The following is a 613-nucleotide window of genomic DNA, read 5'->3' as shown; positions in this document are numbered from 1 at the left end:
ATCAGCGCTGATCGTGATTGGCGCAATGAGACCTGCTGGCCGTTTGCCGCCGCTGCTTCCCGACCTAGGACGTTGTCGCTGACCACCATGCACGGCAGCCCGCGACGTTCGGCAATGGCGGTGAGCTCGCGGACGACACGCCGGCCTGACAGCGAGGTATCGACAATACAGGCCAGACATTCTCGGCTGTAGTCGTCGATGACGTTGAGCAAACGGAACCGCCGGCCGCAGGCCAATGCATCCGACACGAAGTCGAGCGACCAGCGCTGGTTGGGTTCCTGCGGGATCGCCATCGGCGCCCGCGTTCCCAGCGCTCGCTTTCGACCGCCACGCTTGCGCACCGTCAGCCGCTCCTCGCGATACAGCCGATAGACCTTCTTCAGGTTCATGCCCTTGCCTTCACGCCTGAGCAGGATCGCCAGCCGACGATAGCCGAACCGACGACGCTCGTTGGCGATCTCGCGCATCCGCTCGCGGACAGCATCGTCCTTCCCGCGAAGCGGCTCATATTGCCATGCCGACCGGTTGACCCCGAGCAGCCTGCAGGCGCGACGCTCGGAGAAGCCGTGGTCGGCCATCAGCTTCTCCACCGCAGCGTAGCGATCCACAGACC

Annotated in this window: 1 pseudogene; it reads right to left on the bottom strand. The window is 64.8% G+C overall.

Annotation, left to right across the window (positions count from 1 at the left end):
* Nucleotides 1-71: 71 nt before the first annotated feature.
* Nucleotides 72-613, bottom strand: a pseudogene (locus tag ACH0BU_RS18190) (DDE-type integrase/transposase/recombinase); the annotation flags it as partial.

The sequence above is a fragment of the Sphingomonas olei genome, from assembly GCF_045369765.1.
In the GTDB taxonomy this organism is placed as follows: Bacteria; Pseudomonadota; Alphaproteobacteria; order Sphingomonadales; family Sphingomonadaceae; genus Sphingomonas; species Sphingomonas panaciterrae.
This window is presented reverse-complemented; position numbering and strand designations above follow the sequence as displayed.